At 41.6% G+C, this 24611-nt stretch carries 27 protein-coding genes and 1 pseudogene; 25 read left to right on the forward strand and 3 right to left on the reverse strand.

Annotation, left to right across the window (positions count from 1 at the left end; genetic code table 11):
• Positions 1-3: 3 nt before the first annotated feature.
• The 7 genes from BLR93_RS00075 (at position 4) to BLR93_RS00105 (ending at position 6040) form a co-directional block, all read left to right on the forward strand.
• Positions 4-993, forward strand: coding sequence for a thiamine pyrophosphate-dependent dehydrogenase E1 component subunit alpha (locus BLR93_RS00075; protein WP_093210247.1), 990 nt, complete (start codon positions 4-6; stop codon positions 991-993).
• A gap of 11 nt (positions 994-1004) precedes the next feature.
• On the forward strand, positions 1005-1988 hold the full coding sequence (locus tag BLR93_RS00080; RefSeq protein WP_093210248.1) for an alpha-ketoacid dehydrogenase subunit beta: 984 nt from the start codon (positions 1005-1007) through the stop codon (positions 1986-1988).
• 18 nt (positions 1989-2006) lie between these two features.
• Complete coding sequence (locus BLR93_RS00085; RefSeq protein ID WP_093210249.1) at positions 2007-3281, forward strand: dihydrolipoamide acetyltransferase family protein; 1275 nt, start codon at positions 2007-2009, stop codon at positions 3279-3281.
• Between the two features lie 162 nt (positions 3282-3443).
• Entirely contained in the window at positions 3444-3668 is a 225-nt protein-coding gene (locus BLR93_RS00090) for a hypothetical protein (protein WP_093210250.1), read from the forward strand.
• 314 nt (positions 3669-3982) lie between these two features.
• A complete protein-coding gene (locus tag BLR93_RS00095; protein ID WP_093210251.1) occupies positions 3983-4414 on the forward strand; it encodes a BrxA/BrxB family bacilliredoxin in 432 nt (143 codons plus the stop codon).
• A 93-nt stretch (positions 4415-4507) separates the two neighbouring features.
• Entirely contained in the window at positions 4508-5458 is a 951-nt protein-coding gene (locus tag BLR93_RS00100) for an aromatic acid exporter family protein (RefSeq protein ID WP_093210252.1), read from the forward strand.
• Positions 5459-5518: 60 nt separating this feature from the next.
• Positions 5519-6040: a L,D-transpeptidase gene (locus BLR93_RS00105; protein ID WP_093212237.1), complete on the forward strand. Its 522-nt coding sequence runs from the start codon at positions 5519-5521 to the stop codon at positions 6038-6040.
• A gap of 121 nt (positions 6041-6161) precedes the next feature.
• Here the strand turns inward: BLR93_RS00105 and prli42 are convergent, their stop codons facing one another.
• Positions 6162-6302 (reverse strand): stressosome-associated protein Prli42, encoded by a 141-nt coding sequence (gene prli42 / locus BLR93_RS17835; RefSeq protein ID WP_175559197.1) that lies wholly within the window; start codon positions 6300-6302, stop codon positions 6162-6164.
• 181 nt (positions 6303-6483) lie between these two features.
• Here prli42 and BLR93_RS00110 point away from each other — a divergent pair, with 181 nt between their 5' ends.
• The 9 genes and pseudogenes from BLR93_RS00110 (at position 6484) to ddlA (ending at position 15984) form a co-directional block, all read left to right on the forward strand.
• Positions 6484-8142, forward strand: coding sequence for an acyl-CoA mutase large subunit family protein (locus BLR93_RS00110; protein WP_093210253.1), 1659 nt, complete (start codon positions 6484-6486; stop codon positions 8140-8142).
• A gap of 12 nt (positions 8143-8154) precedes the next feature.
• Complete coding sequence (gene mce / locus BLR93_RS00115; protein ID WP_093210254.1) at positions 8155-8979, forward strand: methylmalonyl-CoA epimerase; 825 nt, start codon at positions 8155-8157, stop codon at positions 8977-8979.
• Positions 8979-10526, forward strand: a complete 1548-nt coding sequence (locus BLR93_RS00120) for an acyl-CoA carboxylase subunit beta (protein ID WP_093210255.1) — start codon at positions 8979-8981, stop codon at positions 10524-10526. The genes mce and BLR93_RS00120 overlap by 1 nt, the downstream gene beginning before the upstream one ends.
• Positions 10527-10626: 100 nt before the next feature.
• Entirely contained in the window at positions 10627-11751 is a 1125-nt protein-coding gene (locus BLR93_RS00125) for a M20/M25/M40 family metallo-hydrolase (protein WP_093210256.1), read from the forward strand.
• A gap of 116 nt (positions 11752-11867) precedes the next feature.
• Positions 11868-12293: an OsmC family protein gene (locus tag BLR93_RS00130; protein ID WP_093210257.1), complete on the forward strand. Its 426-nt coding sequence runs from the start codon at positions 11868-11870 to the stop codon at positions 12291-12293.
• A 133-nt stretch (positions 12294-12426) separates the two neighbouring features.
• Entirely contained in the window at positions 12427-12840 is a 414-nt protein-coding gene (locus BLR93_RS00135) for an Rrf2 family transcriptional regulator (protein WP_093210258.1), read from the forward strand.
• A 64-nt stretch (positions 12841-12904) separates the two neighbouring features.
• Positions 12905-13396: a Crp/Fnr family transcriptional regulator gene (locus BLR93_RS00140; protein WP_093210259.1), complete on the forward strand. Its 492-nt coding sequence runs from the start codon at positions 12905-12907 to the stop codon at positions 13394-13396.
• A 144-nt stretch (positions 13397-13540) separates the two neighbouring features.
• Positions 13541-14615: pseudogene (locus tag BLR93_RS00145) on the forward strand (DUF2332 domain-containing protein).
• A 268-nt stretch (positions 14616-14883) separates the two neighbouring features.
• The gene (gene ddlA / locus BLR93_RS00155) at positions 14884-15984 is read left to right on the forward strand and encodes a D-alanine--D-alanine ligase (protein ID WP_093210261.1); all 1101 of its coding nucleotides are present in this window, start codon (positions 14884-14886) and stop codon (positions 15982-15984) included.
• Here ddlA and BLR93_RS00160 read toward each other — a convergent pair.
• On the reverse strand, positions 15935-16402 hold the full coding sequence (locus tag BLR93_RS00160; RefSeq protein WP_245690021.1) for a DinB family protein: 468 nt from the start codon (positions 16400-16402) through the stop codon (positions 15935-15937). The two genes, ddlA and BLR93_RS00160, sit on opposite strands and share 50 nt — an antisense overlap.
• A gap of 131 nt (positions 16403-16533) precedes the next feature.
• Here BLR93_RS00160 and BLR93_RS00165 point away from each other — a divergent pair, with 131 nt between their 5' ends.
• The 4 genes from BLR93_RS00165 (at position 16534) to BLR93_RS00180 (ending at position 20058) form a co-directional block, all read left to right on the forward strand.
• On the forward strand, positions 16534-17376 hold the full coding sequence (locus BLR93_RS00165; protein WP_093210262.1) for an alpha/beta fold hydrolase: 843 nt from the start codon (positions 16534-16536) through the stop codon (positions 17374-17376).
• Between the two features lie 113 nt (positions 17377-17489).
• Positions 17490-18431 carry a type I pantothenate kinase gene (gene coaA / locus BLR93_RS00170; protein ID WP_093210263.1) on the forward strand — a complete coding sequence of 314 codons (942 nt, stop codon included), beginning with the start codon at positions 17490-17492 and terminating at the stop codon, positions 18429-18431.
• Between the two features lie 156 nt (positions 18432-18587).
• Positions 18588-18908 carry an ArsR/SmtB family transcription factor gene (locus tag BLR93_RS00175; RefSeq protein WP_093210264.1) on the forward strand — a complete coding sequence of 107 codons (321 nt, stop codon included), beginning with the start codon at positions 18588-18590 and terminating at the stop codon, positions 18906-18908.
• A 277-nt stretch (positions 18909-19185) separates the two neighbouring features.
• Positions 19186-20058: a permease gene (locus BLR93_RS00180; protein WP_093210265.1), complete on the forward strand. Its 873-nt coding sequence runs from the start codon at positions 19186-19188 to the stop codon at positions 20056-20058.
• Positions 20059-20509: 451 nt separating this feature from the next.
• On the opposite strand, the gene BLR93_RS00185 is transcribed toward BLR93_RS00180, so the two are convergent.
• Positions 20510-20821, reverse strand: a complete 312-nt coding sequence (locus BLR93_RS00185) for an isochorismatase family protein (RefSeq protein ID WP_093210266.1) — start codon at positions 20819-20821, stop codon at positions 20510-20512.
• Positions 20822-20857: 36 nt separating this feature from the next.
• On the opposite strand from BLR93_RS00185, the gene BLR93_RS00190 reads away from it, so the two are divergent.
• From BLR93_RS00190 to BLR93_RS00205, 5 genes are all read left to right on the forward strand, one after another.
• Positions 20858-21472: a permease prefix domain 1-containing protein gene (locus BLR93_RS00190; protein ID WP_093210267.1), complete on the forward strand. Its 615-nt coding sequence runs from the start codon at positions 20858-20860 to the stop codon at positions 21470-21472.
• Positions 21473-21554: 82 nt separating this feature from the next.
• Positions 21555-21743, forward strand: a complete 189-nt coding sequence (locus BLR93_RS18190) for a hypothetical protein (RefSeq protein ID WP_245690022.1) — start codon at positions 21555-21557, stop codon at positions 21741-21743.
• Positions 21710-21940, forward strand: coding sequence for a hypothetical protein (locus tag BLR93_RS18195; protein ID WP_093210268.1), 231 nt, complete (start codon positions 21710-21712; stop codon positions 21938-21940). Before BLR93_RS18190 ends, BLR93_RS18195 begins: the two co-directional genes overlap by 34 nt.
• A gap of 32 nt (positions 21941-21972) precedes the next feature.
• Complete coding sequence (locus BLR93_RS00200) at positions 21973-22449, forward strand: GNAT family N-acetyltransferase (protein ID WP_093210269.1); 477 nt, start codon at positions 21973-21975, stop codon at positions 22447-22449.
• A 194-nt stretch (positions 22450-22643) separates the two neighbouring features.
• A complete protein-coding gene (locus BLR93_RS00205; protein WP_093210270.1) occupies positions 22644-24605 on the forward strand; it encodes an aconitate hydratase in 1962 nt (653 codons plus the stop codon).
• Positions 24606-24611 lie beyond the last annotated feature (6 nt).

Here is a 24611-nt window from a genome sequence, read left to right on the forward strand (position 1 = left end):
TTAATGGAAAATCGACATAAAAGACTTGGATTAAGTGATGAGCAAGTACTTGATATGTACAGAACGATGCTGCTGGCCCGCAGGATAGATGAAAGAATGTGGCTGTTAAATCGTTCAGGAAAAATTCCTTTTGTTATATCCTGCCAAGGGCAGGAGGCTGCACAAGTAGGGGCTGCTTATGCATTAGAGCGGGACAAAGACTATGTACTGCCTTATTACCGGGATATGGGCGTTGTCCTTGCTTTCGGCATGACAGCACGGGAATTGATGCTGTCTGGATTCGCAAAATCAGAAGACCCTAATTCAGGCGGCCGGCAAATGCCAGGCCATTTCGGCCAGAAGAAAAACCGGATTGTAACTGGTTCATCTCCTGTTACAACACAAGTTCCCCATGCAGTCGGTATTTCACTGGCAGGAAAAATGGAGAAAAAGGATTTCGTCAGTTTGGTTACCTTTGGTGAAGGTTCTTCCAACCAGGGAGATTTTCATGAAGGGGCTAATTTTGCCGGTGTTCACAAATTGCCGGTGATTTTCATGGTAGAAAACAATAAGTATGCTATTTCTGTTCCTGTCAGCAAGCAGTTGGCTTGTGAAAAAGTCTCCGACCGTGCGCAAGGTTACGGAATGCCGGGATACACGATAGACGGAAACGACCCGCTTGCTGTCTATGAAGCGGTCAAAGAAGCTGCAGACAGAGGCCGGCAAGGGGAAGGGCCGACATTAATAGAGGCGGTTTCCTACCGTTTAACAGCCCATTCCAGTGATGATGACGATCGTACTTATCGTTTGAAGGAAGAAGTGGAAGCTGCTAGACAAGAAGATTCTATCCATACCTTTTCTGCTTATTTAAGAGAACAAGGGATTTTCACGGAAGAGAAAGAAAAAGAAATGAACGACGAGATTATGGCTATTGTCAATGATGCTACGGATTATGCGGAAAATGCCGCATATGCAGATCCAGACACAATTTATAAATATGTTTATGCAGAGTGAGGAGGGAATTTATGCCTGTAAAGTCGTATATTCAAGCGGTAACACAAGCATTAACGGAAGAAATGGATAGAGACGAGAAAGTCTTTGTGCTCGGTGAAGACGTTGGTAAAAGAGGTGGAGTTTTCCGCGCCACAGACGGCCTGTATGATAAATTTGGAGAAGCACGTGTCCTTGACACCCCTTTGGCAGAGTCAGCAATCGCCGGAGTAGGTATCGGCGCTGCGATGTATGGGATGCGACCGGTTGCAGAGATGCAATTTGCGGATTTCATCATGCCGGCAGTCAACCAAATAATATCAGAAGCTGCAAAAATCAGATACCGTTCCAATAATGATTGGAGCTGCCCGATGACGATTAGAGCTCCTTATGGCGGCGGAGTGCATGGTGCTCTATATCATTCCCAGTCTGTGGAAGCTGTGTTTGCCAACCAGCCCGGACTGAAAATTGTTATGCCATCAACTCCATATGATGTGAAAGGGCTGCTGAAAGCAGCGATACGAGATGAAGACCCTGTCTTGTTTTTCGAACATAAGCGAGCTTATCGTTTGATCAAGGGTGAGGTTCCTGATGAAGATTATACTCTGCCGTTAGGAAAAGCAGATGTTAAGCGAGAAGGAACGGATATCACTGTCATCACCTATGGGCTGTGTGTCCATTTTGCTTTGCAGGCTGCGGAAAAGCTTGAGCAGGAAGGGATAGACACACATATCCTTGATTTACGGACCGTATATCCACTCGATAAAGAAGCAATCGTTGAAGCCGCTTCGAAAACTGGCAAGGTGTTACTGCTAACCGAAGACAATAAAGAAGGAAGCATTATTGGCGAAGTAGCTGCTATTATCGGAGAATCGTGTCTGTTTGATTTGGATGCACCTATTCAACGGCTGGCCGGTCCTGATGTTCCAGCGATGCCTTATGCTCCAACAATGGAGAAGAACTTTATGGTCAATCCAGATAAAGTAGAAAAGGCTATGCGCGAATTGGCAGAATTTTAAGGTGAAGGAGGGAACGCTATGTCTATTGAAAAAATCAATATGCCCCAGCTGGGCGAAAGTGTAACAGAGGGAACAATCAGCCAGTGGCTTGTGAAGCCTGGCGACCACGTCAATAAGTATGACCCTATTGCAGAAGTAATGACCGATAAAGTGAATGCCGAAGTACCTTCGTCCTTTACCGGGAAGATAACAGAAATTATAGCAGAAGAAGATGAAACACTGGCTGTAGGGGATTTAATGTGTTATATCGAAGTCGAAGGCGGCAGTGAAACCAAAGAGGACTTGGAAAACAAACCGCAGGAAACCGTTGAACCGGAAAAAAACACTCAGCCTTCAACGGATACATCTATGAAAAAAAGATACTCACCAGCAGTAATGAGACTTGCCCAGGAAAATGATATTGAACTTTCCCAAATAGATGGCAGTGGCAAAGGCGGCAGAATTACACGTAAGGATATCGAAAAAATAATTGCAGATGGAGGAACGGCACCATCAGCCGCAGCTAGCAACAGACCTGCTGAAAGAGAAGAAACAGGGCAGCAGGAAGCAGAAGCAGTCCGTTCAAAAACGGCAGAAACGGTACATACTTCTGAAGGGGCAAGAGAGATTCCGGTTACAGGTATCCGTAAAGCAATTGCTCAAAATATGGTGAAAGCGAAAACGGAGATTCCTCATGCATGGATGATGGTGGAGGCAGATGTCACCAACCTGGTTAAGTATCGTAATGCTGTTAAAGATCAATTTAAGCAGGAAGAAGGCTTCACTGTGACTTTCTTCGCTTTTTTTGTCAAGGCAGTTGCGAAGGCAATCAAGGAGTTTCCACAGCTAAATAGTTCGTGGGCAGGCGATAAAATCATTCAGCATAAGGATGTCAATATTTCGATAGCCGTTGCTAAGGAGCAAGAATTGTTTGTACCCGTTATCAAGGCGGCCGATGAAAAAAGCATCAAAGGAATTGCCAAGGATATTAACGGTCTTGCTGCCAAAGCAAGAAACGGTAAGCTGACCGCTTCTGATATGGAAGGCGGCACATTTACTGTTAACAATACTGGCTCGTTCGGTTCTGTCCAATCCATGGGAGTAATCAATCATCCTCAAGCGGCAATTCTTCAGGTGGAATCGATTGTGAAACGCCCTGTAATTATTGATGACATGTTTGCAGCCAGAGATATGGTAAACCTTTGTTTGTCATTAGACCACCGCGTTCTGGACGGCTTGGTCTGCGGGCAATTTTTAAGCAGGGTCAAAGAGATCCTCGAACAGACGACCAAAGACAATACACCGATTTATTAAAAAAGTTTGCAATGGGACAAAAGCAAGGAAATAAAAAACGAGCGCAATTGCCTTGTCGATTGTGCTCGTTTTTACATTTGCTCATAAGGTTGTTATGTTAGTGTAATGGACTTGCTTACATACGGAAACTAAGCAGTGACTAATACGGAAGGAGCGAAGTTTATGGCTGTGGGACGGATTTTATACATTTTGGGAATGGTTTTTGCTGTTTACAGCAGCGCTGTTTTTATATTTTCTTTCTTTTCAGGCGGCGGTAATATCATCATGGTTTTTGGTATTTTAAATGGAGTTATGGCAATGGGAGTTGGCGATTTGGTCATCGATTCACACCACCGGAAAAGGCAAATGAACCAGGCTGATACAGATGAAAAAGAAGCAGCTGTATAAAAGAAATTATAAAAAACAGATGGAATAATGGGGGAGCTCGAGAGTTACCAAGGACTGCTTGATCAATTCATGAGGACTTTCGCGTGTTAAATGGAATGTTATTAAACTATTATAACCTGGGTCCTGACTTAATAGAGCACTATAAGCGATCGTCATAATGAACGGCACATTATTAGATCATGAACTAAACGGCTTTAATAAAAATAGGAATAAGACTAAAGGGTTCTACATAGAGGTTCCTAATTGAAACATACAACTAAACTTGATAGTATGAAGTTAGTATTTTGAAATATTATGAAGGAGATGGATATATAGTGGATTTTAATCTATTTATGGAGGATGTTGTAAACTCAGCTCGTAAGGACATTACGGATGCCGGATATGAGGAATTACAGACGCCTGAGGATGTAGATCAAGCATTAAACCGTAAAGGCACTACATTAGTGATGGTTAATTCTACATGCGGCTGTGCTGGCGGAGTGGCTCGCCCGGCGGCTTCCAACGCCGTCCATTATGATAAACGCCCTGATCATTTGGTAACCGTTTTTGCAGGTCAGGACAAAGAAGCGACAGAGAAAGCAAGAAGCTACTTTAAAGGATTCCCGCCATCTTCTCCTTCTTTCGCATTTTTAAAAGACGGTGAAATTGTAACTATGGTTGAACGCCATGATATTGAAGGTTTTGGTCCTGTCGATGTCGTAGAGAAATTACAACGTATTTTTGATGAACATTGTGAAGAAATATAAATCGATGTAATGGAAAAGAATAACCTTGCCACGTTTAATGTGACAAGGTTATTTTACTTTTAAAATCAATTAAGCTGTTAAGGAGCAAACAACGTGAAAATAGGCTATCGTACATTAAAAACAGCGATTGGAACACCAATAGCAATTTGGTTAGCAGAGTTGTTGCAGCTGCAAAACTTTGTTTCAGCCGGAATCATTGCCCTCCTATGCATTCAGCCGACGAGAAAACGGTCAATGCTTAGTTCGTGGCACCGTTTTGGCGCCTGTTTATTGGCTATGGTATTTTCCTACGGCATTTTTGAATTCATCGGGTTTACGCCATTATCGATCGGTCTTCTGCTGATCCTGTTTATACCGGCAACTGTATGGTTGAAGTTAACACCGGGAATAGTGACTAGTTCCGTGATTATCTTGCATTTATATAGTTCTCATCATATAACTTTTTCTTTGATCATTAATGAGTTTATCTTAATCATTATCGGAATCGGCACAGCTTTAGTATTAAATATTTACATGCCGAGTTTGGAAAGCAACCTTGTTGAACTGCAGGATAAAGTGGAAGAAAACTTCCGGACTATTTTAAAGGAAATAGCTATTTACCTGCGGGAAGGCAGAGAAACGTGGACAGGCAAAGAACTGACAGAAACGGAAGCATACTTAAAAGAAGCGGAACGTCTTGTTTCCAGAGATATTGAAAACCATATCTTAAGAGATAAGCATACTTTTTTCGATTATTTTGTAATGAGGAAGAAGCAGTTCGAATTATTGCGAAGGATGCTCCCGCTTGTCAGTCAAATGGATCGGTTGTATGAACAAAATTATCGGATGGCTGACTTTTTCGATGAGTTAGCCGACGCAGTGAACCCCGGCAATACAGCGAAATTGCACTTAGAAACCTTGCGGGATCTGCGCAAAACATACGACAGGGATGACTTGCCGAAAACACGGCAGGAATTTGAAACAAGAGCAAACTTGTTTCGGTTATTGCATGAAATTGAGCAGTACTTAGTCCTAAAGAAGACATTTAAGCCTAGTGATGTTTAGAAAGGGCATGCTCTTTATCTTTGCGGGAATGCTAAGCTTGATTAACGTATAGAGGAGATGATTCCTTATATGAAAAGCTTGGCTATTGCCGTAATTTTGTTTTTATCGCCATTGTGGCCGTTTGGAGAAAACCCTGTCCCGAATGCCCCTTTTTTGATCGTCAACAAGCATACGCATCAGCTGGCTTATGTCGATCGTGGAACAGTCAAAGTAATTTATCCGGTTGCCACAGGTGCTACGAATCAACTTACACCAAATGGATTGCATACAGTTATCGTCAAAGCAAAAGACCCATATTACCGCAAAAAAAATATACCTGGCGGATCTCCCGATAATCCTTTGGGTTCCAGATGGATTGGATTTGACGCAAAGGACACCGATGGGCGCATTTACGGTGTCCATGGCACGAACCAGCCTGAATCAATCGGTGCCAGTGTTTCCGCAGGGTGTATCCGGATGGAAAATAAACATGTGGAGGCATTGTTTGATAAAATTCCAATTGGCACAAAACTGTTAATTACAGAAACGACTAAGAGTTTTCAGGAAATTGCTGCCGAACATAATGCTTTCAACTTAGAGTAGCCTCTAGTAAGTGAGTTTTTTCCTCGAACGCAAAAAAGCTGCCCTTTTATCCCTGCCATAAAAGGAAGGATAGAGGGGCAGCTATTTTCATACAACCAGTGTGGGGTATGTTCTGGGTAAATTATATAAACATTGCCAAGCCAGCAGTCATTGTAGACAATATCATGGCGGCAATCATAATATAAATAATTAGTTTAAGTCGCTTCTCGCGTTTGGATGGCTTTCTAGTCACCGCTTCATTAGAATTCTTGTTTTTTGCCATTATTTCTCCTCCTTCGTCCCTGTGTAACTACTTGTATTTTACAACGGTTTCAATAAATGAACAAGCCCCCGCTGTGAATTACAAAATCTAAAAATTTGGTATATAATGAAAATAGGCAAAAAGGATTCAATGATTTTATCTAGAAATTGGAATGGCAGTAGAGAAAAAGGAGGTTTGGCGAATGGGAAAAGCAACAGACTATTCATCCAAAAAGCAGGAATGGGAACAAGAGGCCGAGACAACAGCAAAACGGTTCCCAGAAAGAAAAGAACATTTCCAAACAAGCTCTGATATCCCTATAGAACGGCTTCATCTTCCTGAACATGCGACAGATGACTATCTCACTAAGCTAGGGTTTCCCGGTCAATATCCATACACAAGAGGAATCCAGCCGACCATGTATCGGAGCAGGTATTGGACGATGCGGCAATATGCTGGGTTTGGTTCAGCGAAAGAAACAAATCAGCGGTTTCGTTACCTGCTTGAACAAGGCCAGACTGGATTATCGGTCGCTTTTGACTTACCTACCCAAATCGGCTATGATTCTGATGATTTGATGGCCGAGGGCGAGGTCGGAAAAGTTGGCGTAGCGATTGATTCATTGAAAGATATGGAATTATTGTTTGATAATATACCGTTAGACAAAGTAAGTACTTCTATGACTATTAATGCGCCTGCATCTGTTTTGCTTTGCATGTATATTGCCGTCGGAGAGAAACAGGGGATATCCGCAGATAAATTAACGGGAACCATCCAAAACGATATTTTAAAAGAATATATTGCTAGAGGGACATACATTTATCCGCCAAAGCCATCCATGCGCTTAATTACCAATATTTTTGAATACTGTCAGCGACAGCTGCCCAGGTTCAATACGATTAGTATCTCAGGTTACCACATTCGTGAAGCAGGTTCGACTGCTGTTCAAGAGATTGCCTTCACCTTAGCTAATGGGATAGCCTATGTGGAAGCTGCTTTAGCATCCGGTTTAGACATCGATACATTTGCACCAAGGCTGGCATTTTTCTTTAACGCACATAATCAATTTTTTGAAGAAGTTGCCAAATTCCGCGCCGCTCGCCGTATTTGGGCGAGAACGATGAAAGAACGTTACAAGGCTAAAAATCCGAAAAGCTGGAAGCTGCGATTCCATACGCAAACAGGAGGATCTACTCTGACAGCGCAGCAAGCAGATAACAATATTGTACGGGTAACTTTGCAAGCGCTTTCTGCAATCATGGGAGGAACGCAAAGCCTGCACACTAATTCAAAAGACGAAGCATTATCTCTTCCGACAGAAGAATCTGCCCGAATAGCGCTCAGAACCCAGCAGATTCTGGCAAACGAAAGTGGCGCAGCAGATACAGTCGATCCTCTTGGCGGCTCTTATTATGTGGAATATTTAACGGATGAAATCGAAACAAGAGCGATGGAGTACATTGAAAAAATCGATCAACTTGGAGGGGCTGTCCAAGCAGTAGAAGATGGCTATATGCAGCGTGAAATCCATCATGCAGCATATGAAACCCAGAAAAAAATAGAAGCCGATGAGGAAATTATCGTCGGTCTTAACCAATTTGTACAAGAGGAAGAAGCACAACCAGAGCTTATGAAGGTAGATGAACAATTGGAAGCAGATCAAATACGTTCATTACATGAAGTAAGAAACGGCCGTGATCAAGAGCTGGTAAATCAGTGCCTTGCCAACCTGAAAAAAGCTGCTGCAGATGAAAAGGTCAATCTCATGCCGTATATATTGGAGGCTGTAAGGGCATATACAACCGTCGGAGAAATATGCAATGTGCTGCGTGAGCAATTTGGCGAATATACAGGCATATAAGGGGGAGTAACGATGAGACAAATTCGCGTATTGATTGGGAAAGCTGGGTTGGATGGACATGACCGCGGCGCTTTGGTAATTGCCCAAGCACTCAGGGACCATGGCATGGAGGTCATATATACCGGATTAAGGCAGTCACCACAGCAAATTGCCCAAGCAGCAATCCAGGAAGATGTTGATGTGGTCGGCCTTTCCTCCTTATCAGGGGCGCACCGGTCTTTGTTCCCAAAAGTGGTTGAAGCTCTTAAGGAAAGGAAAGCAGATGATATACCTGTCATTGGGGGCGGAGTTATTCCAGCTGATGACATTCCTTTTTTACTGGAAAGAGGAGTAAAAAAAATATTCACGAGCGGAACGTCGACTGATTCCCTTGCAGAGTATATTAAGCAGCTTGTCGGAAACGGAGAGGCAGTGGCGGAGCCTCCATCAAAAATAGCCCACATCGGGATTGCCGTCCATGACATCGAACAAGCAATTCCATTCTACCATGATTTATTAGGTTTACCGTTGGAAAAAGTAGAGGAAGTCCCTTCTGAACAAGTAAAAGTTGCGTTCTTGAAAATTGGTGAGTCCCGGATCGAGCTATTAGAGCCAATGAATGAACAATCATCTATTCATCGGTTTTTGGATAAAAAAGGGGAAGGTATTCATCATATTGCGTTCGAAGTGGATAATCTCGAAAAAAGGCTTGCCCACTTGAAAAAGCAGGGAATAGATGTACTAAATGAAACTCCAGTGGTTGGAGCCGGCGGAAGCCAAATAGCATTTCTTCATCCCAAGGCTGCTAATCGAGTACTTATTGAACTAAGCCAGCACAGTGACAGGAGGGACGATTAATGGATATATTTGATAAGATAAGTGAGCTGTATGATAAAAGAAGACAAGTAGAACTGGGAGGCGGGGACGAACGGATTGACAAGCAGCATGAAAAAGGAAAGATGACAGCACGGGAACGAATTAAATGCCTGCTTGATGAAGACTCCTTTGTAGAACTGAATCCATTCATGGAACACAGATCCACAGACTTCGGCATGGATGAGAAAGGGGCTCCGGGCGAGGGTGTAGTTACTGGGTTTGGGGAGATAAGTGGCAGGCCAGTGTATTTATTTGCCCAGGATTTCACTGTTTTTGGAGGAGCCCTTGGTGAAATGCATGCTAAGAAAATAGCAGCTGTCATGGACTTGGCTAATAAAAACGGTACCCCGTTTATAGGCTTAAATGATTCTGGGGGAGCTCGTATCCAGGAAGGTGTCTCTTCGTTGGACGGCTATGGACAAATCTTTTACCGCAATGCTATTTACTCAGGAGTAATACCGCAAATTTCAGTGATTATGGGGCCTTGTGCAGGTGGTGCAGTCTATTCGCCGGCGATTACCGATTTTGTGATTATGGTGGAAAAAACATCCCAAATGTTTATAACTGGGCCGAAAGTTATCGAAACGGTTACTAGCGAGAAAATTACTCCTGAGAATTTGGGTGGGGCGGAAATACATAATAAAGTCAGCGGCAATGCTCATTTAAAAGCCGCGACAGAAGAAGAAGCTTTGCTGCAAGTACGCCAGCTGATCAGCTATTTACCAGCAAACAATCAAGAGAAACCACCAAAACAGCCGTATACAGGGGAAGATGATTACCGTCCGGAATTAACAGATGTCGTTCCTTTTGATACGATTCGTCCTTACGATGTAAGAACCATTATCGAACAAGTAGTCGATAACCAATCCTTTTTTGAAATCCAGCCTGACTTCGCCAAAAACATGGTGATTGGCTTTGCCAGAATAAAAGGGGAAACAGTCGGTCTTGTTTGCAATCAGCCGAAACAGTTGGCCGGAAGCCTGGATATCGATGGAAGTGATAAAACGGCCCGTTTCATTCGCCTTTGCGATTCATTCAATATCCCGTTAATTACCTTTGAAGATGTAACAGGGTTTTTTCCAGGGATCAAACAAGAGCACGGCGGTATAATCCGGCATGGCGCCAAAATACTCTTTGCTTATTCAGAAGCAACAGTCCCCAAAATCACCGTCATTACTAGAAAGGCATATGGCGGTGCGTATGTCGCATTAAACAGCAAATCCATCGGCGCTGATCTGGTCTTTGCATGGCCCAATGCCGAGATTGCCGTCATGGGACCAGAAGGAGCAGCCAATGTAATATTTGCAAAAGAGATAGCCAGGAGTTCTGATCCTGAAGAAACGAGAAGGGAAAAAATCCAGACTTACAGGGAAAAATTCGCCAATCCTTATGTAGCCGCCGGCCTTGGAATGATTGATGATATTATTGATCCAAGAGAGACAAGATCTTCCCTTGTCAAGGCATTAAAGATGCTGCGGAATAAGCAGGAAGACAGACCTAAAAAGAAACATGGAAACATTCCGCTTTAACGGCCAATAGAGAATGAAAGAATTGACATAACCGGCGTCTTTTCGCTAACGTATTAAACAGACCACAAGCGTCGCTTAACCAACAAGGAGGTAGCAAGCAATGCCAAAAGTGAATCAGGAAAGATTAGTAGATGAGTTTTTAGAACTTGTCCAGATTAATTCTGAAACAGAACATGAAGAGCAAATAGCTGAAGCACTAAAGAAAAAATTTGCCGGATTAGGTCTGGAAGTCATTGAGGATGACAGCAAAACCAAGACTGGCCATGGGGCCAATAATTTAGTCTGTACCTTAAAAGGGAATATACCAGAGGCTGACACCATCTATTTTACTTCCCATATGGACACAGTCGTACCGGGAAATAATATCAAACCATCAATCAAAGATGGATATATTATTACGGACGGAACTACGATACTGGGTGCCGATGATAAGGCTGGACTTGCTGCAATGCTGGAGGCTATCAGAGTCCTGCAGGAGAATAAGACCAAACATGGGGATATTCAGTTTGTAATAACAGCGGGAGAGGAATCAGGGCTTGTCGGTGCGAAAGAACTGGATACCTCTTTATTGAAGGCTACATATGGGTATGCGATAGATAGTGACGGTGATGTAGGGAACATCATTATTGCAGCCCCAACGCAAGCAAAAATTAATGCCGTCGTTAAAGGAAAAACTGCCCATGCGGGTGTTGCCCCTGAAAAAGGCATTTCGGCTATCACATTGGCTGCCAAAGCGATATCGAAAATGCCGCTGGGCCGCATCGATGAGGAAACAACCGCCAATATCGGCAGGTTTGAAGGTGGCTCGAAAACAAACATCGTCTGCGACCATGTAGAAATCCTGGCAGAAGCCCGATCACTCGTTCCGGAAAAAATGGAGGAACAAGTAAATAAAATGAAGAAGGCTTTTGAAGACGCAGCAGCAGACTTTGGCGGAAGTGTAGAAGTGGATATAAAGATTATGTATCCAGGTTACAAGCAGAAGACGGGAGATCATGTCGTAGAAGTTGCCCGTAAGGCAGCAAAAGCCATCGGACGCAATAGTAAACTGCTGCAGAGTGGCGGAGGCAGTGACGCTAATGTTATTTCCGGCCATGGCATCCCGACTGTAAATTTGGCAGTTGGATATGAAGAAATTCATACGACAAACGAACGGATGCCGATAAATGAACTTGTAAAAGCGGCGGAATTAATCTCTGCCATCGCGGAAGAAGCAGCAAAATAATAACGGAGGATGTCCCATTAATCAGGGACATCCTTTTCTTTTATCCTGCAGGAAATAGTAGTATTTTTAGAGAAACTACGTAAAATAATCAACAATTAGGAAAGGGGTCAATGAGAATGAGAAATATTGTTAAGTGGAATGATAAAATGGCATTTACCGGGTCTACACCTTCTGGGCATGAAATATACCTTGATGCATCTGAAGAAGTGGGCGGAGAAAACTCTGGTGCGAGGCCAACAGAATTACTGCTCCAAGCAGTTGCTGGCTGCACCGGTATTGATATCATTTCAATTTTGAAAAAGATGAGATTGAATCCATCTTCTTTCCACATAGAAATAGATGGCACCAGGGCCGAGGAGCATCCAAAACGGTTTACCGGAATCGAAATCCATTATGCATTAGAGGGAGACTTGCCGGAGGACAAAGTGGTCCGGGCAATTCGATTATCGAAAGATACTTACTGCTCCGTCTCCCATTCAGTAAACGCAGAAGTTAGCATCAGTTACTCCCTGAATGGGAAAACCGGGAAGGAAATCATTTAGGAATAAAAATGAAGCGAGATACAGTCCAAGGCAGTTGCCAGTTCCTTGGGCTGACAATGTTGATATAGAACTTGACATTTTTAACTGTGACAAATAAAATTACATTTATATGAATTTCATGGGGGAACAATAGGTGAATAGTAATTTTACTCTTGCAGTCCACAGCCTAACTTATCTCGCCTTGCTTCCCGGGAGGATGTCCACCAGTGAAGCTATTGCGGAAAGCGCTTCTGTCCACCCTGTCCGAATCCGCAGGGTTTTAAGCTTGTTGAAAAAACATGGTTTTATCTCTTCCAAGGAAGGGACAGGTGGAGGCTTTATTTTACAAGCCGATCCGAATGATGTTACGCTATGGCAGTTATATAGACTGACTTCAGCGGGATCATTGAGTCCTAAGTGCCCTGCAGCAAATGAGCAGTGCATTGTCGGAGCAAATATGGAAACTGTATTATCATCAATATTTTCGGATGCCGAAAGTTATATGGGTCAATATTTAAGTAGTTACAGCATTGAAAGTATGGTAGAAATGGTTAAACAAACAAAATAAAAGCTATAGTTGCTTGAACGCATTAAATGTAATATTAAAGATTACAGTTTGGAGGTGGGGAAAAATGAAATTAAATTCACAAAATGCAAAAAAGAATGTTGATCATCAAACCTATAAAGTGCTAAACAGCTACGGAATCCAAACAGGCAAAACGCAAAATGAAATTATTTATTCCCACGAGCAACGGACTAACTCGGTCTTTTATATTACCAAAGGGTTTGTAAGACTTGTAAATAGAGACAAATGCAGCACAAAAATAATTGGTGCTGGTGAATTTTTCGGCGATCGTTCGATTTTTTATTCAAAAAACATGTATGCGGAAGCTTTATCCGAAGTAGAATATATCAGGATTGATGACATTAGCTTTAGCCGTTTAATGAACAGTGAACCTAAATTGGCAGTAAAAATGATCACTAGCATTTCCAAAAATTATATTTATTTGACGGAGCAACAAAATCTCTTTTCGGTGACGAAAGAGTACTTTCTCCAAAGGAAGAAAGGTTATCCACGGAGTTATCGAATCAAAAAACAAGAAAGATCAATTTGTTGTCAATAGGTATGATAATAAACAATCACCAGCTAAAACAGACTTGCTCACTTATCTGATGAGCAAGTCTGTTTTTTTGGCGAGTACATATAGGAGGAATGAAGCAAGTTTGCGCGAATAGGTCATATAGACGAAAACAAGGAGGGTCATCTTATGGATCATGCTCAACTATCTAACCGTTTTCGAACGTTTGCCATCCAGGAATGCCATAATTCCAGCAAACTTTATGAGTGTTTGGCAATGCAAGTTGCCGAAGACGAGGAAATTTTGGAATTGTGTTCTCATGCAAATCCTGGGCAGCCTGTTCCCAATTTGCTTTTTGGAGCAGCGCACTATCTTTTGTTGAAAGGAAGTAATCATCCGTTAAAAGATTATTATCCGAGTTTGACTTCTATATCGCACGAAGCAAAGGACGTTTTTCCACATTTTAAACAGTTTTGCCGAATTCATGATGAGGAGATCAAGTATTTACTAGCTAACAAATTAGTTCAAACAAATGAAGTGAGACGCTGTGCCTATCTATATCCAGTGTTTTGTATGATCTACAAGCAATGGCGGAAGCCCTTTGTCATTAATCGAACTTGGCAGCAGTGCAGGCCTTCAATTAATATGGGATCATTATGCTTATTCGTATGGTGATGAGTTGGTGTATGGGAACTGCGGCTCACCGGTAAGATTGACGTCAAAAGTACACAGTGATCATTTTCCTGTTTTGCTTGAATCTAGTCCTCCGATTGCTGCCAGGATAGGACTAGACTTACATATTAACGATTTAACAAATCATGCTGATTACTTATGGCTGAAAGCTTTGATATGGCCTGAACACCAGGAAAGGCTGCTGGCTTTTGAACAGGCTGCTGGGCAATTGGCGGAAAATCCAGTCCGACTAATTGAAGGAGATGGAGTTTCCATGATTGGAGAGGCGGCAGAGCAAGTACCCGCGGATTCGCTGTTATGTATATTCCATACCCATGTAGCCAACCAAATGCCGGCTTCGGTAAAAAGAAAGCTGGAAGAAAGAATCCAAGGGATTGGCAGGAAAAGGAATGTTATACATATCTATAATAATATGTGGGATTCCTTGCTGCATGTGGACGCATATATTAACGGACAGGAAACAAGCCAAATAATTGGAAGGACAGACGGGCATGGCCATTGGTTTGAGTGGCGGCTGCCTGCTGAAAGTACTATTTCTACAAAAGTACCAGAGGATGGAACTAAACAGTAGTAAATAGAGTTCCTTCTTGAATAGTAATTGGTATGGAGCAATGCTTGCGATTTTGTGGTTTTTACAGCGGGAAGAAGGGGAAACGCTACCTAGTCAACGGATTTCACAGAAATAATCGGATTTGTGAGCAAGGATTTTTCTTGAAAGAAATCCTTGCAATGAAAACGATGGGTAATCTTGTTGTGAATGGGATAATTCTGAATGAATTACCACTTTCTTTTGGTATGATGAGAAAAGGTTCATTTACTAACAGCTATAGGAGGATATCATGACTAAAAAGATAAAAGTTGGCATTGTTTTTGGGGGCAAGTCTGCAGAACATGAAGTTTCTCTGCAATCTGCGAAAAATATCGTCGATGCTATTGATAAGCAAAAGTATGAGGTTGTGTTAATCGGAATTGACAAAGATGGCAAATGGCATTTAAATGACCAATCCCATTACTTAATCAATGAAGAGAACCCGAAACTGATAGAGTTGAGTAAATCCAACCAGCATGTAGCAGTAATCCCTGGGGAAGATAATTTGCAAATAATGAACTTAAATGAGGAAGTGAAACTCGACCAGCTTGATGTTATTTTTCCGATTGTGCACGGGACATTGGGAGAGGATGGCAGCGTACAAGGAATGCTTCGCCTGGCTAACCTGCCTTATGTCGGATCTAATGTACTTGGTTCAGCGGTTTGCATGGATAAAGACATTGCTAAAAAGCTCCTTATGCAAGCTGGTATCGATGTAGCTAAATCATTCACTTATAAGCGGTCGCAGAAAGAATCCATTTCCTTTGAACAGGTAAAGGAACAGTTAGGTCTCCCGATGTTTATCAAACCAGCAAGCCAAGGATCTTCCGTAGGAGTCAGCAAGGTGAGAAATATGGAGGATTTTTATAAAGGAATCGAGGAAGCCTTTTTATATGACCATAAAATTTTAATAGAAGAAAATATTGAAGGCCGTGAAGTCGAATGTGCTGTTTTAGGTAACGAAAATCCGAAGGCTTCATTGCCGGGAGAAATTCTTCCGCAAGGAGATTTTTATTCCTACCAAACGAAGTATATTGATGAGAATGGGGCCGTTTTAGAAATCCCTGCAGATTTACCTGAAAACGAGATAGAGAGAATCCAGGCCGCATCGATTGAGGCATTTCGTGTCCTGGAATGTGAAGGTCTGGCACGGGTTGATTTCTTCATTAAGCAGGATGGAACGCTTTTACTAAATGAAGTCAACACGCTGCCTGGTTTTACCCGAATCAGTATGTATCCGCAGCTTTGGGGCGTTAGCGGATTGTCTTATCCAGATTTGATCGACCAGTTGTTACAATTAGCTATTGCCAGATTTGAAAGGGATAAGACATTAAAAAACACCGTGGAATAAACCTAAAAAAGGCCGATACCGGCCTTTTTTTACTTTGGTTGAGCAGCAGAAGAAACAACCATTTTTTTAATTCTTCAAGACGACTGCTGAACATATCCTTAATGTACGTGGGCTGCTGCTTAAGCATGGATTTTAATGTTTCTAAGGCGGGAGTTTCCGTGTCAAAATCAGCCGGCGAAGTGCCGAATCCAAACCAAGAGTGGAAATTATCAGGTACTGCGGCTTTTTCCTTATTAACTTCTGCAATCCATAAAAATTGGTCGAGATAAACATGACCGAGATTCCAGCGGATATTATTGTTGAATGGCTCCGGTATAATATCTGCCTCTCTTTCCGTTACACCTTCAACAGTTTCTAATAACTCGTTACGGTAACTATTCAATTGGTTAAACAAAACCTCATGCCGTGCTTTTATCATTGCCATCTCCTTTCTATTTTCTATCTGTTTTTTAATACGCCAAATCGTAACAGGAATCCTGCCTGACTAGCTTAAATTCTATTCTTCTATCTGGTAAAATAAAGGGACTTTATCATAGAGAAGGTGTAGATGTGCAAAAATGGAAGAGACACATTGTAGATACTGACCGCGGGATGTTTGAGTTATTTGTCAAAGGAGAAGGTGAGCCTGTTTGTGTCACCCACTTATATTCCGAGTATAACGAAACCGGTGATTATTTTGCGGAATCGTTTAGGAAACATGACCAAGTATATTTAGTAAACCTAAGGGAAGCCGGAAATTCTGCGAAAGCGGAGCGGCATTACCAGCTTAGTATGCTGGAAACGATTTTGGACTTGGAAGCAATCAGGACAGCCCTTGGTTTTAACACCTGGAGTTTTGCTGGCCACTCAACTGGAGGGATGTTAGGAGTTGTATATGGGATATACTTTTCTTCCAGCTTAACCCATTTAATTATTGTTGGAGCAGCGGCCAGAGATTATACACTTTCTCCTGATTGTATTTACAATCCAGACCATCCGAGGTTTGACCGCATGCAGGAGCTAATAGAAACGTTGAAGAACGGCAGCCTGCCAGAAGAGAATAGAAAGAAGATGACTATTGAAAGGACTAAGCTATCACTTAGAAATCCGCAAGACTATGAAAAACTATTTGATAAAGGGATAGAGAAAAAGATATCGACTGCAAGGTTGAATTTTTTCAGCCGCGAGTTAAATATATTTGACGTAACAAAAAAATTGAATCTTTGTAAAGTAAATACATTAATAGTCTGCGGAAAATATGATGTTCAATGTCCGTGGGAATATTCTGCAGAAATGAAACAGTACATCCTTCAATCAAAGTTATCCACGTACAACAACAGTAATCATTATCCTTTCCTCGAGGAAAAACAAAAGTTTGTGAAGGATATTCAAGCGTTTATGTGCCCGGATTAAAAGTGGTTCAAAGTTGCCAATGAAAATATTCGCCTTAACTCTCCCTTCTCAAATACGAGTAAAAAGTAGTATGATGTAGGAGTATTTATTATAAAAAGCAGAGGTAGATAGAGATGGTTTCTGAAAAGTTTTCCCCATATATTTCATTTAACAGGGAAGAATGGTCCAGGTTACGGTTCAACACACCGCTTACCTTAACAAAGGCGGAAATAAAAGAGCTTCAAGGAATCAACGAAAGATTATCCGTGGAAGAGGTAAAAGAAATATATTTGCCGCTTACCCGGTTGTTAAACTTATATATCAATGCTTCTCAGCAGCTGCATTCGGTAACTGATCAATTTTTTGGACAAGCCACCCGGAAGGTTCCTTATATTATTGGGATAGCAGGCAGTGTAGCTGTTGGTAAAAGTACAACCTCAAGGATTTTGCAATCATTACTATCAAGGCTGCCGGAACATCCAAAAGTACAAATTGTCACGACAGACGGTTTCTTATATCCGAATCAAGTCTTGAAGCAAAAAGGGCTAATGGAAAAGAAAGGCTTCCCGGAAAGCTATGATATTAAAAAATTAATTAATTTTTTAAGTGACCTAAAGTCAGGAAGGGATAAAGTTAGCGCTCCTGTGTACTCGCATTTCACCTATGATATTCTACCAGAAGAAGCAGTCGAGGTGGAGGAAGCCGATATCGTGATTATCGAAGGCATCAATGTTCTCCAAACACCATCGTCCAATGAAATGCTTTCCAAAATATATGTATCCGATTTTTTTGATTTGTCCCTATTTGTCGACGCCGAAGAAGAAGATATCCAGCGCTGGTACATTGAACGATTTAAAATCCTCAAAGAATCTGCTTTTAAAGATCCTAAATCTTACTTTAACCGCTATGCCAGTCTTAGTGATTTTGAAGCAGAACAGGTGGCCGCTGAAATATGGAACAATATTAATAAAAAGAATTTGGACTTGAATATTTACCCTACTAAATACCGGGCGAACATTATCATTAAAAAAGGGAAGGATCATCTAACAGAGCAAATCAATCTGAGGAAAGTTTAATAACAGCTAATACTAGTTAGTGGGCACTTCTCCTCTCGAGAAAAGCTAACTATTTCTTTTAATCAAAAAAAGTTGATTTAATGACTTGCTATTTTAGATTCTCATGTTTATAATTAAATTAATCAAAAATAATTGATGTAGAAAGGTGGCTTGAAAATGGATAAACAAATAGCGGTAACGGACGTTTCCCTTGATAAAATGTTTGCTGGGTATCAAAGGCAGTTTAAAGCGCTGGCTGATCAGAAAAGATTGCATATCTTACACGAAATTACCCAATATGGAGAGGTATGTGTGTGTGACTTGTCAGATAAATTGGAATTACCTCAATCAAAGCTGTCTTACCATTTAAAAATCCTGATGGATGCCGGTCTGATTGAAAAAGAAATTAGAGGGACGTGGAGTTATTATAGACTGAACCATTCGCAAATTAATCACTTATTGTCAGAAGAGCTTTGCTGTCTTTTCCGAAGAGAATAATTTTTGATTAATAAATCAAAAAAAATTGATTAAGGAGTTGGGATGAAATGTTGACTTTTGAACTAGTAAAGACGCACAGGCAGGAAATCAAGCAATCCGTAGCTGTGAATCGATTAAACAGCAAAAACCAAACAAGAAAAATAGGGCAAAGAAAAAGGAACTATCACTTTTGGAGTTACCTTTTAAGGAAAAAGCAACCGGTATGCTGCTGTCACCCCTGTTAAGTTGAGTTCGTGTTTTAAATAAATCAAAAAAAATTGATTAAGAAAGGCGAAGGATGATGAATGAAATAATGAAGAGTTTTTTTGGAATTGCTCTAGAGCTTACTATTTTGTTTACTGGTATTGCTTTTGTCATCAGCCTAATCTCCGGTTTCATTCCTTATCAAAAGATGGAGCATTTAATGAATAAATCCCATCCGTTGTTAGGTGCCTTTATCGCAGTGGGCTTGGCATTCGTGACCCCTTTTTGTTCTTGTTCTACTATTCCGATGGTCGTAAATCTGCTGCGAAACAATGTCAGGTTCGCCATTGTAATGATATTTTTATTCGCTTCACCAGTTTTAGATATTACGATCAGTACACTCATGGTTGCCTTGTTAGGGTGGGAAGTAACGATCGTCTACATACTTATCACTGCCAGCCTTTCGATAACCATTGGCTTTTTATTAAGTGCTTTAGGGTTTGAGAGCCAGTTAAAGCATGTTGTCGTAGAAAATTTTGCAGGCCAACATCGGGAAGGCAGGCTCCATCTAAAAGCCGCTATCCAGGAAACATGGAATCTAATCAAGAGTGTCTATCCTTTTTTAATCATCGGAGCAGCAATTGGATCTATCCTTCATGGGGCAATACCGAGTGAATGGATTTCCGCTTATATGGGTGGGAATCAATGGTGGCTGGTTCCTACGGCAGCAATTATTGGCATCCCTTTGTATATTCGTCTTTCTGCGATGATTCCTGTCTCACAGATAATGATTGTAAAAGGAATGGCCTTGGGACCGATCATGGCATTATTAATTAGTTCCGCGGGTGCCAGTCTCCCTGAGATTACTTTGCTTCACAGCATATTTAAGAAAAAGCTGGTTATCGCTTTCATTGCCTCCGTCATTTCGATGGCAACTATGGCAGGGTTCTTATTTTATCTTATCTAGGAGGTGTTATGGAATGGAATGGATCTTAAAATTGTTTGGCAAAAAGAAAGAAAAGAAATGCTGTAAGACGACGATAAAAGAAGTGAATAAAAGCAGCAAATAGAGCCGGAATTTCGGCTTTGAAATTACAAAGCAGCAAAGGCTTGAGAAGCATTTGCTGCTTTTTTTAATCACAGGCAGGAGATATAGAAATCAAAATAGTAATTATATAGGGAAGGTTAAATATTCGGCAGGTGGTATTAGATAGATATCCATCCAGCTTAACAAGGAAACAGGCAGAAAAATCGGTGAGTTCGATTCTAATTTTGTGGTGAGCCGGATTGTAACGGCAGAACAACCGGTGCATATAAGCTGTAAAAACCTTTAATTATGAATACCCTTTGATAATCTCTATTATTGTCTTCACATCGGAAAACCATCGTAAAACTTGATTATGATGGTTGATGATTTGCTATACGGAAATCTCCTGCTTGGCAAAGGTGCTGTGTGCGTCAGCGGCCAGCGTGATTTTATACTTTTTACTGAAGCCTACTCTGCATGTTGTATTTACGCACGCTTCGGTCTGGATGCCAGCAAGGATGAGATGGTCAATATATAAGTCTGTAAGATATTGTTCCAGAATGGTTTCGTGAAAACTATCTGGTGTGGTCTTTTGGATCACCTGATCATAGGCTCGTGGTGAAATCGCTTCGTGTATCTGCCAGCCAGGAGTATCAATTTCGAGCGGATCCAGAAAGAGGTACAAGACGGAAAAATGAGTCATCAAATGTAATAAAATCAATTAACGGGGTTGGGTAGTTTGTGTTCAACTATAAATGGATATTTAAATAAATTATCGGATAATCTGAATGTATTGCCGGAGGAAGAAAGAAAAAATATTTTAAAGGAAATAGAAATTCATTTAGAAGAGAAAGTAAATGCACTAAAAAAAGATGGATATAGTTATGACGCAGCAGTTAACAAAATGTTAAGTGAATTTCAGTCACCATATTCTCTTTCTCCTCAAGATTATTTAGACGAATACGATGAAACAAAAATCCAGCAAAAACCTACTATATCATTTTTCCTTTTAAACATAGGAATACTTGGACTGGGAGTTTTATCCTTACCTATTCTGGAAAAAGAGCTGGAACTAGCTTGGGTAACTCTAGGGGTTCCTCAGGTCATTTGTGGTTTAGGTGCACTTCTTCTATTGAATAAAAGAGACACTTTTATCTTAGTATTTTTGAAAATTGCTCCAAAGATCTTATTATCCTTGTATTTCCCGATGTCTTTGCTTTTTCTATGGATATCTTTTAATGATAACTATGGAGTAGTTAATTTCTCGATGTACTATATGTTTATATATTGGTTAACTCTCTTAATTTATTATTTAGTAATTAAAAGAACTTCACAGAAACACCAAATTAACTGACACAAGGTCAGTTAGATTTCAAAAATATAGAGGGGTTGGAAATAATGGAATTCAAAAGTTTCTTGAATCATTTTCTGAGGGTATGGAAGGACTTTTCGATAGAAGAATTAACGGAAATCTTTCAGTAGAATATCAAGCCCGCGAGGTCACTAGTGAGTCGGAAATAATGGACTTCGGCTACCAGGAATCAATCGAAGGCTGGGAGCAGGCATTTAACCAACTTAGCGGGAATGCAGAGTGGGTGTTAACGTACATGAAGTTATTCCTTTAAGAACCGATCAAGCAATGGCAATTATATCAGCAACATTGATTATCAATGGGGAGCAGCTTGAAACGGCCAATTTGTTTTTTAACACATTTGAAAGAGGTCGGGAAAGTCAGGAATGGAAATTAGTTAGAAGCTATATTGAAGCTGGGGTCCCTTTGAAAAATTTACAATCGTTACGGGGAATTCCCAACATGGGGTAGGAAATTATAACCTTTTGGACAGGAGAAAGAATGTGCAATATATAAAGTTAAAGGAAATAGACAACGAACAAATCACTCGTTTTTTTGTAGAACATTGGGACAGCCCGGAAATGGTCATTTCCAGCGGAGTCTATCAATGTGATCGGCTGCCAGGATACGCCGCAGTGAGCAGTCAAAGAGTAATAGTCGGCTTGATTACCTATATCATCAATGCAGGCGAGTGTGAAATTATATCTTTAGACAGCCTTTTAGAAAAGCAAGGGATTGGCACCAAGCTGGTGGGACTGGTGGAAATGGAGGCCCGAAATACCGATTGCCACCGGTTGAAGCTGGTAACCACCAATGATAATATGCACGCCCTAGGTTTCTACCAGCGAAGGGGCTACAGGATCGTCAAAATTTTTTCTGGTGCAGTAGATAAGGCAAGGGCAATCAAACCGGAAATCCCCCTAGTGGCGGAAAATGGGATTGCTATTAAGGATGAATTGTTATTGGCGAAACGTTTGTAAACAACTTACTTAACAAGAAGCAAATAGTATCATTTGTTTGTTTCTTGTTAAGTTTACATAATTAATTTATTGTTATCTTTGATAATTTGATTAGACAGTTTTTAAACAAAAGCATACTTATCTGCCTCCAGCGAGCATATTTTTCCTAGATAGAAACAAAATGATAATAGGAAAATACTTGAGGAGGTATATCAATGCCTTTTAATGTCACGCAAAAATTAATCAAGGATCATTTAATTTTCGGAGAAATGACGCCTGGCATGGAAATCGGACTTCGGGTCGATCAAACATTGACACAAGATGCAACAGGAACGATGGTAATGCTCGAATTAGAGGCGATGGGCCTTGATTATGCAAAAACAGAAGCATCCGCACAATATGTCGACCATAACTTAATCCAAGTGGATAGTAAAAATCCGGATGACCATTTATTTTTACAAAGTGCAACCAAACGTTTTGGCTTATATTACAGCCGGCCGGGAAATGGGGTCAGCCACCCTGTTCATATGCAACGGTTGGCAAAACCGGGCAAGACTCTACTTGGGTCAGACAGCCATACGTGTGCTAACGGCTGTATGGGGATGCTTGCTATGGGCGCTGGCGGTATAGACGTGGCTATGGCAATAGCCGGAGAGCCGTTTTATGTGAAAATGCCAAAGGTATGGGGAATTAAATTGACCGGGGAATTGCCAGACTGGGTAAGTGCCAAGGATGTAATCTTTGAACTGCTGCGCCGCCATGATGTCAAAGGCGGGGTAGGATGTGTAATGGAATATTATGGACCGGGTCTAAAGCATTTAAGCGCAATGGATAGGCATGTCATTGCGAATATGGGAGCAGAACTGGGCGCAACAGGGACCGTCTTTCCTTCTGATCAGGAAATAAAGCGGTTTTTAAAGGAACAGAATCGCGGAGATGATTGGACTGAATTAAAGGCAGACAGTGGAGCGGTTTACGATATCGAAGAAGAGGTCAATCTTTCAGAACTGGAGCCGCTGGTTGCGAAACCTTCCAGCCCGGGAAATGTCGTTCCGGTTAAAGAAATAGCCGGAGAGCCAATTTATCAATCGTATGTTGGATCGTCGGCAAACCCAGGTTACCGTGATTTTGCGATTGCTGCGGAAATAGTTAAAGGCAAACTGATTGCCGATGGCATTTCCTTTGATATCAATCCTACTTCCCGGCAAATGCTGACTGATTTAGTGAATGAAGGGCATATCGCCAATCTTCTCCAAGCAGGAGCGCGGCTCCACCAGGCAGGCTGTAATGGTTGTATAGGCATGGGCCAGGCGCCTGCTACAGGAAGAAACAGCCTGCGTACTACACCGCGTAATTTTCCCGGACGTTCCGGTACAAAGGAAGACAGCGTCTATTTATGCAGCCCGGAAACAGCTGCGGCTTCCGCACTAACGGGGGTTATCACCGATCCGCGGACACTAGGCATGGCCTATCCGAAGGTCCGCTATCCCAAACGTCCCACTATTGACATCAATTTGCTTGATGCCCCGTTAGCTCCTGAACAGGCGCGCCAGGTTGAACTCCACAAGGGCCCGAACATTGCATCGATTCCTGAAATGGATGAACTCCCGGATCAACTGGAACTTCCGGTATTATTAAAAATGGGGGATAACATCTCTACGGATGAAATTTTAGCTGGAGGTGCCCGTGTCCTGCCTTACCGCAGCAATCTGCCGGAAATCAGTAAGTTCACATTTGAAATTATTGATGATAAATATTATGACCGGAGTATGGCTATCCTCGGGCAAGGTGGCCATGCAGTGGTAGGAGGATACAATTATGGGCAGGGATCCAGCCGGGAGCATGCTGCGCTTGCCCCTCGTTTTTTAGGATTGCGAGTTGCATTAGTAAAAGACTTCGCCCGGATTCATTGGCAAAATCTTGTTAACTTCGGTATTCTGCCTGTTACGTTCGCAAGCGAAGAAGACTACCAAAAAATCAGCCAGGGGGACGTCCTGCACTTCCAGGACTTGAGGAATAAAATTCAACAGGGAAATGAATTTTCGATAACGATTGCAGGTAAAAGCGAGCCTGTTTTTGTCCGGCATGCTTTATCAGGCAGACAAATAGAGATGATGCTTAAAGGCGGTTTGATCAATTGGGTGAAGGACCGTCAGGAGAAAACAGCTAGACAATAATTCTAA

Source organism: Sediminibacillus albus (assembly GCF_900101125.1).
In the GTDB taxonomy this organism is placed as follows: Bacteria; Bacillota; Bacilli; order Bacillales; family Amphibacillaceae; genus Sediminibacillus; species Sediminibacillus albus.